The organism is Alcanivorax hongdengensis A-11-3, from assembly GCF_000300995.1.
GTDB classification, from domain to species: Bacteria; Pseudomonadota; Gammaproteobacteria; order Pseudomonadales; family Alcanivoracaceae; genus Alcanivorax; species Alcanivorax hongdengensis.
In genome coordinates this window covers 20,245-35,105 of record NZ_AMRJ01000032.1, presented here as the reverse complement: position 1 = coordinate 35,105, position 14,861 = coordinate 20,245, and the positions used below count along the sequence as shown (strand labels likewise).

Annotated in this window: 20 protein-coding genes; 11 read left to right on the top strand and 9 right to left on the bottom strand. The window is 62.3% G+C overall.

The window, feature by feature from the left end; genetic code table 11:
* Positions 1–208: 208 nt before the first annotated feature.
* The 7 genes from A11A3_RS15015 to A11A3_RS14985 all read left to right on the top strand — a co-directional run bounded on the left by A11A3_RS15015 (position 209) and on the right by A11A3_RS14985 (position 4,921).
* Positions 209–751 (top strand): cytochrome b, encoded by a 543-nt coding sequence (locus A11A3_RS15015; RefSeq protein ID WP_008930181.1) that lies wholly within the window; start codon positions 209–211, stop codon positions 749–751.
* A gap of 56 nt (positions 752–807) precedes the next feature.
* Positions 808–1,293, top strand: coding sequence for an FKBP-type peptidyl-prolyl cis-trans isomerase (locus tag A11A3_RS15010; RefSeq protein WP_008930180.1), 486 nt, complete (start codon positions 808–810; stop codon positions 1,291–1,293).
* A 119-nt stretch (positions 1,294–1,412) separates the two neighbouring features.
* Positions 1,413–1,856 carry an NfeD family protein gene (locus tag A11A3_RS15005; RefSeq protein WP_008930179.1) on the top strand — a complete coding sequence of 148 codons (444 nt, stop codon included), beginning with the start codon at positions 1,413–1,415 and terminating at the stop codon, positions 1,854–1,856.
* 36 nt (positions 1,857–1,892) lie between these two features.
* The gene (locus A11A3_RS15000; RefSeq protein ID WP_008930178.1) at positions 1,893–3,050 is read left to right on the top strand and encodes an SPFH domain-containing protein; all 1,158 of its coding nucleotides are present in this window, start codon (positions 1,893–1,895) and stop codon (positions 3,048–3,050) included.
* Positions 3,034–3,576, top strand: coding sequence for a lactoylglutathione lyase (gene gloA / locus A11A3_RS14995; protein ID WP_008930177.1), 543 nt, complete (start codon positions 3,034–3,036; stop codon positions 3,574–3,576). Before A11A3_RS15000 ends, gloA begins: the two co-directional genes overlap by 17 nt.
* A gap of 57 nt (positions 3,577–3,633) precedes the next feature.
* The gene (locus A11A3_RS14990; RefSeq protein ID WP_008930176.1) at positions 3,634–4,137 is read left to right on the top strand and encodes a YoaK family protein; all 504 of its coding nucleotides are present in this window, start codon (positions 3,634–3,636) and stop codon (positions 4,135–4,137) included.
* Between the two features lie 337 nt (positions 4,138–4,474).
* Complete coding sequence (locus A11A3_RS14985) at positions 4,475–4,921, top strand: helix-turn-helix domain-containing protein (RefSeq protein WP_008930175.1); 447 nt, start codon at positions 4,475–4,477, stop codon at positions 4,919–4,921.
* Between the two features lie 7 nt (positions 4,922–4,928).
* On the opposite strand, the gene A11A3_RS14980 is transcribed toward A11A3_RS14985, so the two are convergent.
* The 3 genes from A11A3_RS14980 to A11A3_RS14970 are packed head-to-tail and all read right to left on the bottom strand — an operon-like array spanning position 4,929 to position 6,681.
* Positions 4,929–5,504, bottom strand: coding sequence for a DJ-1/PfpI family protein (locus A11A3_RS14980; protein WP_008930174.1), 576 nt, complete (start codon positions 5,502–5,504; stop codon positions 4,929–4,931).
* 32 nt (positions 5,505–5,536) lie between these two features.
* Positions 5,537–5,968: a DUF1294 domain-containing protein gene (locus A11A3_RS17570; protein ID WP_083851782.1), complete on the bottom strand. Its 432-nt coding sequence runs from the start codon at positions 5,966–5,968 to the stop codon at positions 5,537–5,539.
* Positions 5,965–6,681 carry a 16S rRNA (uracil(1498)-N(3))-methyltransferase gene (locus A11A3_RS14970; protein WP_008930172.1) on the bottom strand — a complete coding sequence of 239 codons (717 nt, stop codon included), beginning with the start codon at positions 6,679–6,681 and terminating at the stop codon, positions 5,965–5,967. The genes A11A3_RS17570 and A11A3_RS14970 overlap by 4 nt, the downstream gene beginning before the upstream one ends.
* A 132-nt stretch (positions 6,682–6,813) precedes the next feature.
* Between A11A3_RS14970 and A11A3_RS14965 the strand changes: the two genes are divergently transcribed.
* Complete coding sequence (locus A11A3_RS14965) at positions 6,814–7,800, top strand: YheT family hydrolase (RefSeq protein ID WP_008930171.1); 987 nt, start codon at positions 6,814–6,816, stop codon at positions 7,798–7,800.
* Between the two features lie 16 nt (positions 7,801–7,816).
* On the opposite strand, the gene A11A3_RS14960 is transcribed toward A11A3_RS14965, so the two are convergent.
* Positions 7,817–8,518 carry a TetR/AcrR family transcriptional regulator gene (locus A11A3_RS14960; protein ID WP_008930170.1) on the bottom strand — a complete coding sequence of 234 codons (702 nt, stop codon included), beginning with the start codon at positions 8,516–8,518 and terminating at the stop codon, positions 7,817–7,819.
* A 128-nt stretch (positions 8,519–8,646) separates the two neighbouring features.
* Here A11A3_RS14960 and A11A3_RS14955 point away from each other — a divergent pair, with 128 nt between their 5' ends.
* The 3 genes from A11A3_RS14955 to A11A3_RS14945 all read left to right on the top strand — a co-directional run bounded on the left by A11A3_RS14955 (position 8,647) and on the right by A11A3_RS14945 (position 12,385).
* Complete coding sequence (locus tag A11A3_RS14955; RefSeq protein WP_008930169.1) at positions 8,647–10,089, top strand: coniferyl aldehyde dehydrogenase; 1,443 nt, start codon at positions 8,647–8,649, stop codon at positions 10,087–10,089.
* A 118-nt stretch (positions 10,090–10,207) separates the two neighbouring features.
* Positions 10,208–10,744: a twin-arginine translocation signal domain-containing protein gene (locus tag A11A3_RS14950; RefSeq protein WP_008930168.1), complete on the top strand. Its 537-nt coding sequence runs from the start codon at positions 10,208–10,210 to the stop codon at positions 10,742–10,744.
* Positions 10,745–10,768: 24 nt separating this feature from the next.
* The gene (locus A11A3_RS14945) at positions 10,769–12,385 is read left to right on the top strand and encodes a GMC family oxidoreductase (protein WP_008930167.1); all 1,617 of its coding nucleotides are present in this window, start codon (positions 10,769–10,771) and stop codon (positions 12,383–12,385) included.
* Between the two features lie 39 nt (positions 12,386–12,424).
* Here the strand turns inward: A11A3_RS14945 and A11A3_RS14940 are convergent, their stop codons facing one another.
* From A11A3_RS14940 to A11A3_RS14920, 5 genes are all read right to left on the bottom strand, one after another.
* Positions 12,425–12,637: a hypothetical protein gene (locus A11A3_RS14940; RefSeq protein WP_008930166.1), complete on the bottom strand. Its 213-nt coding sequence runs from the start codon at positions 12,635–12,637 to the stop codon at positions 12,425–12,427.
* A gap of 16 nt (positions 12,638–12,653) precedes the next feature.
* Positions 12,654–13,052, bottom strand: coding sequence for a VOC family protein (locus tag A11A3_RS14935; protein WP_157375749.1), 399 nt, complete (start codon positions 13,050–13,052; stop codon positions 12,654–12,656).
* Between the two features lie 33 nt (positions 13,053–13,085).
* Entirely contained in the window at positions 13,086–13,574 is a 489-nt protein-coding gene (locus tag A11A3_RS14930) for a hypothetical protein (protein WP_008930164.1), read from the bottom strand.
* A 54-nt stretch (positions 13,575–13,628) separates the two neighbouring features.
* Entirely contained in the window at positions 13,629–14,219 is a 591-nt protein-coding gene (locus A11A3_RS14925) for a DUF4334 domain-containing protein (RefSeq protein ID WP_008930163.1), read from the bottom strand.
* 168 nt (positions 14,220–14,387) lie between these two features.
* The gene (locus A11A3_RS14920) at positions 14,388–14,795 is read right to left on the bottom strand and encodes a MerR family transcriptional regulator (protein ID WP_008930162.1); all 408 of its coding nucleotides are present in this window, start codon (positions 14,793–14,795) and stop codon (positions 14,388–14,390) included.
* Positions 14,796–14,861 lie beyond the last annotated feature (66 nt).

Sequence of the window (14,861 nt, the reverse complement as noted above, 5' to 3'; positions counted from 1 at the left end):
CACTGTCCGGTATTAGTTGACCACTACAGTTTCAGCCTATCGCGTCCGATGTCCGACCTCAGACGTTGGACCAGGCCGATTTCCCCCTAATCCGCGATGACCCTTTTTAAAGCCACCAGCGCGGGCTCTTTCAACACGCTCTTAAGCCAACCATAAGGTTACGCTAAGCTTGATTCGCTAGCCTGCTGCAAACCTGATGGAGCTGCCCATGAATGCACAGACCCCGACACGCTGGAACCCGATCAGCAAAGGCCTTCACTGGCTGATTGCCCTGTTGCTGGTGGCGGTCTGGGGCGCCATTGAGTTGCACGAGTTCTATGCCAAGGGCGACCCCATGCGCGAGTGGTGGAAAATGCTGCACTTCTCCCTGGGGCTCACCGTGCTGCTGCTAATGGTGCTGCGTCTGTATTGGCGCACCACCCACCCCCGGCCGGTCCCGCTGGGCGCAATCTGGCAGCAGCGGCTGTCCTCACTGGTACACGGCCTGATCTACCTGGTGGTGATCGGCATGCCGCTGGGTGGCTTTTCCGTGCGCCAGTTCGCCGGCAAACCCATCGAGGTCTACGGCCTGTTCACCGTGCCGCAGCTGACGCCGGTCAACCATGACCTGGCGGAAGCCATCGAGTTTCTGCATACCGAAGTCTTCTGGTACCTGCTGCTGGGCCTGGTGGGGCTGCATGTGGCCGGTGCCCTCTGGCACCAGTTCGTGGATCGCGACAGCACCCTGAAACGGATGCTCCCCGGCGGCTGAACTTGCCTGCGGGCCAGCGGCGTCGCACAATTCGCCGCCAACCCGGAGGACACAACATGGCCATTGAAAACGGCAAGGTGGTCACCTTGCACTACACCCTTTACGACGCCACCGACGCCAGCCAGATCGAGGACTCCCGCGACGGCGAGCCGATGGCCTACCTGCACGGCGCCAACAACATCATTGCCGGCCTGGAAAAGGCGCTGGCCGGCAAGGAAGAGGGCGAGCAGGTGGATGTCACCCTGGAACCGGCGGACGCCTACGGCGAGTACAATCCGGAGCTGTTCCAGCGCATCTCGCGCAAGTACCTCAAGCATGCCGGCAAACTGATGCCGGGCAAGACCGTCACCGTCAGCACCGACGAGGGCCCGCGCATGGTCACCGTTCTCAAGATTGGCCTGAAGACCGTGGATATCGACGCCAACCACCCGCTGGCCGGCAAGTCCCTGCGTTTCGTGCTGGATATCACCGAAGTGCGCGATGCCACCGACGAGGAAAAGGCCCACAAACATGCCCACGGCCCCGGCGGCCACCACCATTGATCCCCGCGGGCGGCGATCCCCTCGCCGCCCCCGCATTTTGCGAGATTTCCTACCGACGACAGTGTCACCACCGTGCTATCTTTGTCAGTCAAAATAACTAGTCACCACGGGGCACTGGAATGCCGGAATACAGTTACTGGATCATCGCCGGCCTGGCACTGATGATCGCCGAGTTCGCCATCAATGGTCTGGTGGTCATCTTTTTCGGGATCTCGGCGGTGATCGTCGGGGCGGTGAAGTTTCTCGGCCTGCTGGATGACACCGCCTGGGAACTGACCCTGTTTGCCATTCTCAGCGTGCTGTCGCTGGTATTCGTGCGGCGCTTTCTGGCCGACCGCTTCATGGGCCAGGAACAACAGGCCAACGGCCCGGAAGACAGTGCCGGCCTTATCGGCCAGCGGGCCACCGTGGCCGGCGCCTTCCAGGATGGCGTGGGCACCGTGCTCTACCGAGGCGCCCGCTGGCAGGCACAGAGCAGCCACCCGCTATCCGAAGGACAGATGGTTCGCATCACTGAACACGATGGTCTGTGGCTCACCGTCGAGCCCTGGGCCAGCCACTAAACCGAACTCCCCGCTCATCAACAAGGACGCATTCCCATGGCAGGACTTTATATCTCCGGACTCATCGCCGTCGGCGTTGTCATTCTGCTCTTCAAGATCATCCGCATCGTGCCCCAGCGTGAAGTCTACGTGGTGGAACGGCTGGGCAAGTACCACACCTCCCTGGATGCGGGTCTGCACTTTCTGATGCCGTTTGTGGACAAGGTGGCCTACCGGCATTCCCTCAAGGAAATTGTCCGTGACGTGCCGCGCCAGAGCTGTATCACCAAGGACAACATCGAAGTCTCCATCGATGGCGTCATGTACCTGCAGGTGATCGATCCCAAGGCCGCCAGTTACGGCGTGGATGACTATGTGCTGGCCGCCCAGCAGCTGGCCCAGACCACCCTGCGTTCGGTGATCGGCAAGATCGACCTGGACAAGACCTTCGAAGAGCGCAGCGAGATCAACATGGAAGTGGTGAAGGCGGTGGACGAGGCGGCCCAGCCCTGGGGCGTCAAGGTACTGCGCTACGAAGTGGCGGATATCAACCTGCCGGTGTCGATCAAGGATGCCATGGAGAAACAGGTGCGCGCCGAACGTGAACGCCGTGCCGTGGTGGCCGAATCCGAGGGTGAGCGCCAGGCCGCCATCAACCGCTCCGAGGGGGACCGCCAGGCGGCCATCAACCGCTCGGAAGGGGAAAAGCAGGAGATGATCAACATCTCCGAAGGGGAAAAAATGAAGCAGATCAACGAAGCGGAAGGGCGTGCCCAGCAGATCGAGCTGGTTGCCCTGGCCACCGCCAAGGGTCTGAACATGGTCGCCCGGGCGGTTCGGGAAGAGGGCGGCGAAGAAGCCGTCAGCCTGCGTATTGCCGAGCAGTATGTGGCCGCCTTCGAGAAGGTCGCCAAGGAATCCACCACCCTGCTGCTGCCCCAGGGCCTCAGCGACATCGGCGGTACCGTGGCCGGCCTGCAGAAAGTGCTCAAGACCGTGGATCAAGACCGTGGAAAAGCCCCCGGCCTGACCCTCCCGTGCCTGCCGCGAATCAAGCCGGATTCGCGGCAGGCAGGCTGGCATCATCAAGAGACAGCGGACCCTCCTCCCCATACCCCGTCGCCGGGCCGGCTTGCATTCACGCCTTGCCATCCCAATAGTTTGAGTCACCCATTCGCCCACAGCATCAGGAGTCCCCATGTCCCGTCATTTTGAGAAAGCCGAAGGCCTGTTCGAACACCCGGACGCGGTGACCCAGGAATACCTGTTCAACCAGACCATGCTGCGCATCAAGGACCCCAAGCGCAGCCTGGATTTCTACACCCGGGTGCTGGGCATGCGCCTGGTACGCAAGATCGACTTCCCGGCCATGCAATTCAGTCTCTATTTTCTCGGCTACCTGAGCGAAGAAGAGGCCGGCACGGTGCCGGCGGACGATGCCAAACGGCTGACCTTCACCTTCGGCCGCGAGGCCATGCTGGAGCTGACCCACAACTGGGGCACCGAGAACGACCCGGACTTTTCCTACCACAACGGCAACGACCAGCCCCAGGGCTTCGGCCATATCGGCATCACCGTCCCGGACGTCTATGCCGCCGCCGAACGCTTTGAAAACCTGGACGTTGAATTCGTCAAACGCCCGGACGACGGCAAGATGAAAGGGCTGGCCTTCATCAAGGACCCGGACGGCTACTGGATCGAGATCCTGCAGGCCGACATGATGGAACAGCAACAGCGCTGATCTTTGGCACCATCTGTTATGCTGGCGCTTTCGGTTGCTGACTGATCGGGTGCGGTTTTGCTGACACGATTACCCCGCTGGGTGGAAATTGGTGCCTTTCTGCTGGCCTTTCTGGCCGGTAGCGTCAACGCGGTGGGCCTGCTGGGCTTCAGTCATCAGGCGGTGTCCCACCTGACCGGCACCGCCACCCTGTTTGCCCTGGATCTGGTACGCCTGGATGGCGGCCACAGCCTGCACCTGCTGGTCATCCTGCTCAGTTTTTTGCTGGGTGCGGCACTCAGCGGCGTGCTGATCGACAACACCGCCCTCAAACTGGGGCGCCATTACGGCTTTTCCCTGCTGATCGAAGCCGCGCTGCTGTTCGGTGCCATGCTGCTGCTCAGCCATGACAACAGCATGGGTCACTACCTGGCCTCCGCCGCCTGTGGCCTGCAGAACGCCATGGTCTCCACCTACAGTGGCTCGGTGATCCGCACCACGCACCTGTCCGGCATTTTCACGGACCTGGGCACCATGCTTGGCAATCGCCTGCGCGGCACCCCATCAACCGCCGGCGGCTGATCCTGTTTCTACTGCTGATCGGCGGCTTCATTCTCGGCGGCTGCGCCGGCAGCATCGGTTTTGCAGCCTGGCGCTTTGATGCCCTGCTAATGCCCATCGCCCTGGCACTACTGCTGGCCGGCGCCTACTGGGCCTACGCCCGCCGTAATCGTCAGGCGCTGGACAAAAGCGCCTGACCCACCATGAGGTCCGAGCAAAGCAGGGTACGAAACGCGAAAAATCCCCGCCTTTTGTGTCAGTTTTCTGACAACAAAATTCTTTTTTTGCCCGCCATGCAGGCATCTTTTATGGTTTCCCTTCAAGCCTGAAAACCCACTACTTTGCGCGGGGGAATACCATGAACCAGACACTGCTGTCCGCCGGCCAGCGACAACGCTGCCAGCAGCTTTCCCGACAGTCATCCACGGACGGTCAGCGGGCCAAAGCGCTGCTTGCCCTGGACCAGGGTGCCACCCAGGCCCAGGCCGCCGAGCAGGCGGGTCTCAGCCTGGGCCAGGTTCGCTATTGTCTGCGCCGCTTCCGTACCGTGGGCGAGGCGCTCTTTGAAAGTACGGCGCCGGCCAAGGCCTCCCCCGCAGCCCCCAAAGCGACGGCCAAACCGGCGGAGAAAAAGAAAACCGCTACCGCCGGTAAAACGAAAAAGTCCGAGGGTGGCAAAAAGAAAAACAAGGACAAGAAAGCCGACAAGAAAGCCGACAAGAAAGACAAAAAGTCAGACAAGAAAAAAACCAAGGGCAAAGGCAAGGACAAGAAAAAGGGCAAGGGAAAAGGCAAAAAGAAATAACCCGATCTCAGCGTTGCCAGTGGTAGTCCATCTGCCTGGCGGTACGTTGCGCCAGTTCACGGCTGTGTAGCGTTTCCACCAGATGCAGGGTCATGTCGATACCCGCGGAAATCCCCGCCGAGGTCAGGCGATTGCCGTCTTCCACCCAGCGACGGTTTTCTTCCACCGTCAATGCCGGGAAGCCACGGCGAAGCTCGGCCACATCTTCCCAGTGGGTGGTGACACGGCGCCCATCCAGCAGCCCGGCCCGTGCCAGCAGAAAGGCACCGGTACATACCGAAGTCACCCACTGTGCCTGACGCCCGGCATCGGCAATGGCCGCCAGCAACCGGCGGTTTTCCATGGCCCGGGTATGCACGCCACCGCTAACCAGTAGCACATCCAGTGCCGGCCACTCCTCCAGCGCATGATGACTTTGCACCACCAGGCCGCCGCGAGCTGTCACCATGCGGTGTTCACTGAGCAGCGCCACCGTCCAGGGTGGTGTTTCACACAATCGGGCGGCCGTGGCCAGCACTTCATAAGGGCCGGAAAAATCCAGCACCTCGGCCTGATCGTAGATCACAATACCGATTTGTCGCATCAACGCTCCCGCATATTTTCCGCCGGCCAGGGTCAGGCCAGAGCCCCCGCAGCATGAAGCACAACCGGCCACCACTGCAGCGCCTTCTGATCCAGCCACAACCGACCGGGTTCATTCCATGGGCAAAACAACAAAAAGGCCAACACGGCCAGATTCAACAGCACGCACACCACAAACCACCGCCGGAACGAGGGCTTGACGGTTTTATGGCGAAAAGCCTGCTGGGCCAGCCAGGCACCGGGCCAGCCACCCAGCATCGCATACAGGTGCAGGGTTTTCTCCGGGGTGCGTGAAGTGCCGCGCCGGGCCGCCCGTTTATCCCATCCGTACAGCGCGATACTGATCAACGACAGCAGAGCCAGAAGCGCCAGCAGGAACGGGGTGAACGCGTAGCCGCCGGCGGCCAGCCAGATGCCGACGAAGAACAATGTGGTTGCCAGCAACGGGGCGCGCAGAACGCTCATGAACACCAGGCCCACAGGGCGGCCAGCAGGGCCACCGGCGCGGTTTCGGCACGCAACACCCGGTTACCCAGGGCGAAAGGGGTAAAGCCGGCCTGGCCGGCGGCGGCCAGCTCGTCGTCACTGAAGCCGCCCTCCGGGCCGGTCAGCAGGGCCAGTGCCATGTGCGCCTTGAGTGTCGCCGGCTCAAAGGGCTGCTCGCCCGGGTGGGCGATCAGGCGCAGCGCGGGCAGAGGTTGGCGGAGCCAGTCGGCCAGGGGCAGCACGCCCTCCAGTTGGGGCGGCCGGTTCAGGCCACACTGTTCACAGGCACTGATGATCACCTGCTGCCAGTGGGCCAGCTTCTTGTCCTGGCGCTCGCCCTTGAGTCGCACTTCACAGCGCTCGGTATCCAGCACCACGATCCGGGCGGCACCCAGTTCCGTGGCCTTCTGGATGGCATAGTCCATGCGATCGCCCTTGATCATGGGCAGGGCCACGGTCACCGCCAGTGGCGCCTGTCGATCCTCATGATGGAACTGCAGCGGCTCCACCTCCACCGCCTTCTTGCTGATGGCGGTAATGCGGGCGGTCCATTCACCGCCCTCCCCATTGAACACCACCAGCTCGTCGCCCTCTGCCATGCGCAGCACTTTGCCCACGTGATGGCTGGCGTTGGGTCCCAGCGCCAGCGGCTGGTTGGCCTGGAAGGGCTGGTTATCATAGAAGCGGCGCATGGGGTCTCCCGGCAATGTGGGTGTTCGCGCTGTATCTTACCTGCCGCGAAGCCATATGACTGCTACACGGTGGCAAGCATGGAGCGAATCGCTAAGATGGCATCTCTGCGACTTCCCTAACTGGATATTTTCATGGGCGAGATTGTCCCTTCCCGTTTCCGGCCGCCGTTGTGGCTGCGCAATCCTCACCTGCAAACCCTGTGGGGGCCGCTGGGCCGCAAACTGCCCGAGGTGGCACGCCAGCAGGAACGGCTGGATCTGGCCGATGGTGATTACCTGCTGCTGGACTGGGCCGGCCCCGCTGCCCGGCCCGGGCAGCTGACGGTGATCCTGCTACATGGCCTGTCAGGCTGCAGCGACTCCCATTACATGCGCGGCCTGCAAAAAACCTTCGCCGATGCCGGCGTTCGTTCCGTGGCCATCAACAGCCGCGGCGCCAAACAGCCCAACGATACCGCCCTGTGTTACCACGCCGGGGAAACCGATGATGTGGATGCGGTGATCGAGCATGTCTTTGACCAGGACCCCACCGGCCACCGGCTGGCGATTGGTGTGTCGCTGGGCGGCAGCCGTCTGCTCAACTGGCTGGCCCATCGCGACAGCGGGCGGCTCACCGGCGTAGCCACGGTGTGCTCGCCATTGCGCCTGGATATTTGCGCCAATCGCCTGGACCGGGGGCTGTCACGCCTTTACCGCAAGCACCTGATCAACGAGCTGCTGGGCAGTTTCGAGCGCAAGAAAACACACCTGGATCAGGTCAATCCGCCTGAAGCCAAACGGCTGTATCGCTTGAACATGACCGGCATCCGCTCCTTCTGGCGCTATGACGACCAGATCATCGCGCCGCTCTACGGGTTTCGCGGTGCCAGTCACTACTACGCGGAATGCTCGGCAGGGCCCAGGCTGTTACAGATTCGCACCCCCACCCTGATCCTGCAGAACCGGGACGACCCCTTCATGACACCGGCCACCCTGCCGCGCCGTGACGAGCTGGGCCCGGCAGTGACCCTGGAAGTGAGCAGGCATGGCGGCCATGTGGGCTTTATCGCCGGCGCCGACAACCGCTACTGGCTGGAACAGCGGCTGCTGGCCTTCGTACAGGGGTACGGGTTTCGATAGACCGGGGCCGGTTCGGTTATCCCGCTTTTTCTTTACTGGCCGCGCCCTGTTGCACCAGCAGCAGGGTGGGGCTGCTGTCCGGGGAGCGGTAGCGGGCCTTCATCTGTTCAAGATGATCCCGCGCCTCGCCACGCAGAAACGGCTCTTCCAGGCAGATGATCTGGTAGATGCCGTGGCGCATGAGACTCTCATCCAGGCTTTCATCGGCGGTGGCATCCGGGCGCAAGGCATGCACCAGCGCTGCCCAGGATGACATCAGCACCCAGGTATTGACCATCAGCCCTTCCAGCTGGTCATCGGTCATCTCGAGAATGCCGCTGTTGCGCAGCTCGCCATAAATGACCAGGCCGCTCTCCACCACGCGCTCCACGAACAGGCGGTAGGCCGCCGCCAGCTCCTCGTCCGCATTGAGCAGGTGAGACAGGTCCCGGTGGAAAAAGCGGTACTGCCACATGGAGGCCAGCAAGCCTTCGAAGTAATAGACCTTCACCTTCCAGCTCAGGGGCCCCTGGGGTTGTTCCAGCAAGGTCAGCAGATTGTGCTGATAGCGCTCGAACAGGGCCGCCACGATCATGCTCTTGTTGCGAAAGTGGTAGTAGAGATTGCCCGGGCTGATCCCCAGGGCCTCGGCAATGTGGTTGGTGGTGACATTGCGCTCACCGCGGTGATTGAACAGCTCCAGGCTGGCGTCCAGGATGCGCTCTTTTGTACTGGTCATATGGGGCCAAATGTGGTGTTTTTTATACAGCGTGTTGACTCCTAGAGTAATTACTCTAAAAATCAGACTCAAGGTGAAATTTTAACCACCATCATACAACACTGTTTGTCATCGGGAGAGGACATACCATGGTCGCTGAAGTCAAAGAACTCCATAGCAACAGCCCGGAAATCCAGCGCATGCAGCGCATTTTCGACGTGCAGAAGGCGGCATTCCGCCAGCAGCCGTACCCCAGCGCCGAACAGCGCACGGAACTGCTGGGCCGCATCAAGCCGATGCTGATCAACAACAAGGATGCCATCGTCGATGCCATCAACCGGGACTTCAGCAACCGGGCCGCCGATGAAACCCGCCTGGCGGAGCTGGTGATCACCCTGGAAGGCCTCAAGTACAGCATGAAGAAACTGCGCAAGTGGATGAAACCCCAGAAGCGCAAGGTCGGTGCCCTGCAATGGCCGGGCAAGACCTGGGTTGAATACCAGCCGCTGGGCGTGGTCGGCATCATGGTGCCCTGGAACTACCCGATCCAGCTGGCCGTGGTGCCCATGCTCACCGCCCTGGCCGCCGGCAACCGGGTGATGATCAAGATGAGCGAAGCCACCTCTGAAACCGGTGCGCTGCTGGAAAAGATCATCGGTGAAACCTTCTCCGAGGATCAGGTGGCCGTGGTCAATGGTGAAGTGGACGTGGCCCAGGCCTTTTCGCACCTGCCGTTCGATCACCTGCTGTTTACCGGCTCCACCGCCGTGGGCAAGCACGTGATGCGTGCCGCCGCCGCCAACCTGACGCCGGTGACCCTGGAGCTGGGCGGCAAGAGCCCCTGCATCATCGGCCAGGACTTCCCCATGAAAGACGCCGCCGAGCGCATTGCCTTCGGCAAGTGCCTCAACTCCGGCCAGACCTGCGTGGCACCGGACTATATTCTCTGCCCGGAAAACCGCGTGCAGGAATTCGTGGACGCCTGGAGCAACCAGGTCAAGCAGTCCTACCCGACCATGGTCAACAACCCGGACTACACCGCCATCGTCAACGAGCGTCAGCATTCACGTCTGAGCGGTTATCTCAGCGATGCCCGCGACAAGGGCGCCCAGGTGGTGGAGATCAACCCGGCCAACGAGGACTTCTCCGGCAGCCAGAAAATCCCGCACACCATGGTGCTCAATGTCAGCGATGACATGCAGATCGCCCAGGACGAAATCTTCGGCCCGCTGATGATCGTGGTGCCCTACAAGAGCCTGGACGACGCCATCGCCTACGTGAACGAGCGCCCGCGTCCGCTGGCCCTGTACTACTTCGACTGGAACCAGGCCAACTGCGACAAGATCCTCAAACACACCCATTCCGGCGGTGTCTGCCTCAACGACACCATTTCCCATGTGGGCGTGGATGACATCCCGTTCGGCGGCATCGGGGCTTCCGGCATGGGTGCCTACCACGGGCCGGAAGGCTTCATCACCTTCTCCAAGACCAAGGGCATTTACAAGAAGGGCAAGATGAACGCCACCAAGTACATCCTGCCGCCCTACAACCGTGGCATGCACAAGCTGATCGACAAATACATGCTCAAGTAAGTCGACCGACACCGCCACAAGCCGTTAACACGATTGGGCTTGTGGCACGGTGCGGTGCACTTGATGCTGTAGATGGCCCGCTACAGGCCACTCCCAATAACAATAGAAAGGGATTGCTATGGATCAGGGACTCAACCGCCGCGGCTTTCTCAAGCTGAGCGCCGCCGGCAGCGCCTTACTGGCCACCGGCTCCGGCCTGGCCCTGCTTACCGGTTGCAGCAGCAACGATGGCCCCGCCCAGGGCTATCGCTACCTGCGCAGCCAGGATCTGGATTTGCTGCGGCCGCTGGCCCGGGCGGTACTGGGGCCGGCCATTGCTGCGGTCCCCGATGCCAGCGCCGACAGCGCCCTGCATGCCTTCGAAAACCTGCTTGATGGGGCCATGCCCGGCACCCGTGCGGCGCTGTTCCAGGTGTTCGACCTGATGCAGCTGGCCCCGGCCCGCTGGTACATCACCGGCACCTGGGCCCACTTCGCCGACCAGAGTGAAACCGAGCTGGCGCAGACCCTGGCGCACTGGTCCGCCAGCGACCGCAGCCTCTCACGCATGGCCTTCAAAGGGCTGACCCAGCCCCTGTTCATGGCCTGGTACGTGGAACCGGACGCCGCCCGCACCACCGGCTACCCGGGTCCACCACAGAAAATCGTCGCCTGACGCCACCGAACAGGAGCACACACCATGCAGGATCTCTCCACACTGCAGATCAAGGGCATCAAGGACCCGTGGAAAGCCGGCATTGCCGGCGGCTGGAACGTGATCGACGGGCGCACCCTCACCAGTGACCAGACCCTGGAAGCGGATGTCATCATCATCGGCAGCGGTGCCGGCGGTGGCGTCAGCGCGGAAATTCTCAGCCAGCGGGGCCTGCGCGTCATCCTGGTGGAGGCCGGCAAGCTGAAAAGCTCCGACGCCTTCAACATGGACGAGGGCGACGCCTACCGGGACCTCTATCAGGAAGGCGCCATGCGGGCCAACAAGGACGCCAGCATGACCATCCTGCAGGGGCGCACCGTGGGCGGCACCACCGTGGTCAACTGGACCAGCAGTTTCCGCACACCGCGCGAAACTCTGCAACACTGGCACGATCGCTACGGCGTCAAAGGCCTGGACCGGGAGACCCTGGACCCCTGGTTCGAGCGCATGGAAAAGCGCCTCAACATCAGCAAGTGGGCCATGCCGCCCAATGCCAATAACGATGTGCTGCGCAAGGGCTGCGAAGCCATGGGCTGGCGCTGGGCGGTGATCCCGCGCAACGTCAGTGGCTGCTGGAACATCGGCTACTGCGGCATGGGCTGCCCCACCAACGCCAAGCAATCCATGCTGGTGACCACCATCCCGGCGGCCATGACGGCCGGCGCCGTACTGGTGCACAGCGCCCAGGCCGATCATCTGCTGATCGAGGGTGACAAAGTCACCGGGGTGGCCGTGCATCCACTGGACGATAACAAGCAACGCACCGGCGCCACCCTGACGCTCAAGGCCGGCACCGTGATCGCCGCCGGGGGTGGCATCCAGACCCCGGCACTGCTGCTGCGCTCCAAGGCGCCGGACCCCAACGGGCGGGTGGGCAAGCGCACCTTCCTGCACCCCACCACCTTCAGTTACGGGCGTTTCGACCAGGAAATGGCACCCTACTACGGCGCGCCCCAGTCCATGTATTCCGACGAGTTCACCTTCAAGCACGGCGTGGAAGGCCCGGCGGGCTACAAGCTGGAAATGATGCCCCTGCACCCGGGACTGGCCAGTGCCCTGCTGGGTGGCTACGGCGCGGATGCCCGCGAGGAGATAGCACAACTGCCCAACCTCACCGGCGCCATCGCCCTGCTGCGCGACGGCTTCCACGAGGACAGCGTGGGCGGCACCGTGGAGTTGCGTGATAATGGCGAGCCCTTGCTGGATTATCCGGTCAACGACTATCTGCTGGACGGCGCCAAACGGGCCCACCTGACCATGGCGGAAATGCAGTTCGCCGCCGGCGCCAAAGCCGTGCGACCGGGGCACAGCCACGCCGGTTACTACAACCGCTGGCAGGAGGCCAGGGCCGCCATCGAAGGCTTCGACTACGCCCCGGTGATCACCGGCATGGGCAGCGCCCACGTCATGGGTGGCTGCGCCATGGGCGACGATGACCAACATTGCGTGGTCAACGCCGATGGCAGCTACAAGTACCTGGATAACCTCTACGTGATCGACGGCTCGGTGCTGCCCACCAGTCTGGGCGTGAACCCGCAACTGACCCTCTACAGCCTCAGCGCCAAAAACGCCACGGCCCTGGCCGACAAGCTCACCGCCTGAACGCCCCCCATCCAGGAGGGATCAACCCGGGTGCCGCCTCTAGCGAGGCGGCGCCTTGCCGGCCGGCTCCACCGGCTGGAAGATCAGCCAGATCAGATAAATCAGCCAGGCCACCGGAATGAACCCCAGGCCAAACCCCACCAGCAAGGCCACCCAGGGCTTACGCCCCCGGTGACGGGCCACAAAAAAACAGATCAGCGCGCCAATCACGGCCCAGCTCGCCAGATAGGTCAGCATTTCCTGCATGGACATGGGGGATCATTCTCCTTTAGGGCATTTTCCCGAGGGGTTCCCGGAACTGCACCACATTGCCTTCCGGGTCGAAACCGTCACAGGCACGGAAGTTTCCGGCCTGCCATTCGGAACTAGCAGGATCCATACCACCGCCCAGCAATGGCGCCCGTTCACGGGCCAGGGCCAGGCTGGCCACCGGTAGGATCAGCTTCATGGGCAGCCGGTCGCGGCGGCGGGGCGGTGAGGCAAACGTCAGGTTCTGCGCCACGGATGGCGGTAACGCCAACACCGTGATGGCCAGCCCCTCACCACTGAGTACCACCTTGTCCGCCTCACGGTAGACGGTCGTCAGTGTCAGCAGGTCGGCATAGAAGGACGCCAGGCGGGCCGGGTCGCTGGCAAAGATCACAGCGCCGGGAGCAGGATCGGTCATGGTCATCTACCGGTCAGTGGGTGCCCCAGCATATCAGCCCTGACGGGGTTGCAGACACAGGGACAAATCCGGCGAAGCCTGCTGCATGAACGCCGTGGCCCAGCCATAACCCTGCACGCACAGGCCAACCAGCAACAACACCATGGCAAAGAACAAGCCAGCCCGCAGGCGCGCCTTGCCGCCGTACAGGTAAGCCGTGCGCCGCCAGACCTTCTCCCCCGGCGGTGGAAACTGGGCCAGCATCAGAGCCCGGTAGCTGCGCCGCCCCTCCAGCGCCAGTACCGTCAGCGTGAGCAGCGCCGGCAGCCCCACGAAGAGCCCGAAGACCACCAGTTGCAGGCCGGTCACCGGCCACTGCCCGGCCAGCAGATACTGCCGGCAGTGGGCCGTTCGCACATAGCCCTCAAACCAGGGGAAAAAAAGTGACTGGGTCACCAGCAACAGCGGCAGCGCCCAGGCGCCATGCAGCAGCAACAGGCGCCACCGCTCGGCGCGGGTGTATTGTGGTGCCCAGTGTGTCATTACTGCCCCCCGTTATTTGTCACGAGGGTAACGGCTGCCGGGCGGCGGGCCAACTCAGGCGCTGCCATCTTCCCGGCGCAGTACAAAGAAGAAGGGCGTCTTCATGCCTTTCATGTCCATCACGCCCAGCACCGTGTTGTCATCCACCTTGCGGAACACATCGTTGATCGGCAGGTTGTCGTAAACCATGGTGGCGGACACCTTGCCGCGGTAGGACGTCATGCGCAGGCGCGCATCGGAGTTGCCGGTGGACAGCAGCGGGATCAACCACTGAAACACCTTGCCGGCGCGGGCGGATTTGAGCATCGGCAGACGGTCCAGCAGGCCCAGGGCCGGCATGGTCAGCAGCGGCTTGACGCTGGCCAGCTTGCCGCCGGCCTTGCGAAATACCAGCGGATGCACATGCTCGGCACTCTCGAACCGCTTGCCATGCCAGTGGCAACGCTCCAGCACCCCATCCAGCGGGTGGCCGGTTTCAAAACCTTCGCCCTGCCAGGCACCGATCATGAAGTCCGGCTGCACCGGCTCCAGGGCATCAAAAATGGTCAGCGCCTCGTCCAGGGATACCTGGCCCTGTGTCTGCGCGGCGGCAAAGGAAACCTCTCTCAGCGTGTGCACATTGGACTGTTTCTGGGGGCGGCTCATGAATGCATCCTCTGTTGATCTGCCCGGGGATCGGGACCGACAAGCTTGGGAACCTCGCCGCGTTTTTACCAGCAACCGCAGGCTTTTGTCAGACCAGGCGATTAACCAAAACGCTCAACATTGACCCAATGCATTAAAAGGAAACGCTGTGATCAAAAACATCTACGGTCAGACAGCGTTTGAAGAACGTTTTGCATGCCCGGACGCGTTCTTTTCACACTGAGCACGGGCACTGGCTTCCAGGCGCTGCTGTTCACGGCCCAGCAGGGCGCTGACCTTTTTCAGCTCACGCACCTTGCTGTCCACCAGCGCCTTCTTCTCTGCCATCAGTACCGCGCCCTGCTCGCAATCGATGCTATCGGTGCGCAGGGCATCCAGCACATCGCGGATTTCGCGCAGGGAAAACCCCAGGGCCTTGAGCTGGCCAACCATGATCACCCGCTCCACCGCCTTTTCCGGGTAATCGCGGTAATTGTTGTCGCGGCGGACCACCTCCTGCAGCAGCCCCTCCTTCTCGTAATAACGCAGGGTATGACGGTTGATACCGGTGCGCGCTTCCAGCTCGGCAATACGCATGACAAGGTCCCTGAATCAAAAGCTTGACCTTAGAGCATACTCTATAGCTGAGCATGGGTCTGTCAG

Bases quoted from the DNA above. Each gene is read 5' to 3' on its own strand.
- A11A3_RS15015 (WP_008930181.1), top strand. From the start codon at position 209: ATGAATGCACAGACCCCGACACGCTGGAACCCGATCAGCAAAGGCCTT.
- A11A3_RS15010 (WP_008930180.1), top strand. From the start codon at position 808: ATGGCCATTGAAAACGGCAAGGTGGTCACCTTGCACTACACCCTTTAC.
- A11A3_RS15005 (WP_008930179.1), top strand. From the start codon at position 1,413: ATGCCGGAATACAGTTACTGGATCATCGCCGGCCTGGCACTGATGATC.
- A11A3_RS15000 (WP_008930178.1), top strand. From the start codon at position 1,893: ATGGCAGGACTTTATATCTCCGGACTCATCGCCGTCGGCGTTGTCATT.
- gloA (WP_008930177.1), top strand. From the start codon at position 3,034: ATGTCCCGTCATTTTGAGAAAGCCGAAGGCCTGTTCGAACACCCGGAC.
- A11A3_RS14985 (WP_008930175.1), top strand. From the start codon at position 4,475: ATGAACCAGACACTGCTGTCCGCCGGCCAGCGACAACGCTGCCAGCAG.
- A11A3_RS14980 (WP_008930174.1), bottom strand. From the start codon at position 5,504: ATGCGACAAATCGGTATTGTGATCTACGATCAGGCCGAGGTGCTGGAT.
- A11A3_RS17570 (WP_083851782.1), bottom strand. From the start codon at position 5,968: ATGAGCGTTCTGCGCGCCCCGTTGCTGGCAACCACATTGTTCTTCGTC.
- A11A3_RS14970 (WP_008930172.1), bottom strand. From the start codon at position 6,681: ATGCGCCGCTTCTATGATAACCAGCCCTTCCAGGCCAACCAGCCGCTG.
- A11A3_RS14965 (WP_008930171.1), top strand. From the start codon at position 6,814: ATGGGCGAGATTGTCCCTTCCCGTTTCCGGCCGCCGTTGTGGCTGCGC.
- A11A3_RS14960 (WP_008930170.1), bottom strand. From the start codon at position 8,518: ATGACCAGTACAAAAGAGCGCATCCTGGACGCCAGCCTGGAGCTGTTC.
- A11A3_RS14955 (WP_008930169.1), top strand. From the start codon at position 8,647: ATGGTCGCTGAAGTCAAAGAACTCCATAGCAACAGCCCGGAAATCCAG.
- A11A3_RS14950 (WP_008930168.1), top strand. From the start codon at position 10,208: ATGGATCAGGGACTCAACCGCCGCGGCTTTCTCAAGCTGAGCGCCGCC.
- A11A3_RS14945 (WP_008930167.1), top strand. From the start codon at position 10,769: ATGCAGGATCTCTCCACACTGCAGATCAAGGGCATCAAGGACCCGTGG.
- A11A3_RS14940 (WP_008930166.1), bottom strand. From the start codon at position 12,637: ATGTCCATGCAGGAAATGCTGACCTATCTGGCGAGCTGGGCCGTGATT.
- A11A3_RS14935 (WP_157375749.1), bottom strand. From the start codon at position 13,052: ATGACCGATCCTGCTCCCGGCGCTGTGATCTTTGCCAGCGACCCGGCC.
- A11A3_RS14930 (WP_008930164.1), bottom strand. From the start codon at position 13,574: ATGACACACTGGGCACCACAATACACCCGCGCCGAGCGGTGGCGCCTG.
- A11A3_RS14925 (WP_008930163.1), bottom strand. From the start codon at position 14,219: ATGAGCCGCCCCCAGAAACAGTCCAATGTGCACACGCTGAGAGAGGTT.
- A11A3_RS14920 (WP_008930162.1), bottom strand. From the start codon at position 14,795: ATGCGTATTGCCGAGCTGGAAGCGCGCACCGGTATCAACCGTCATACC.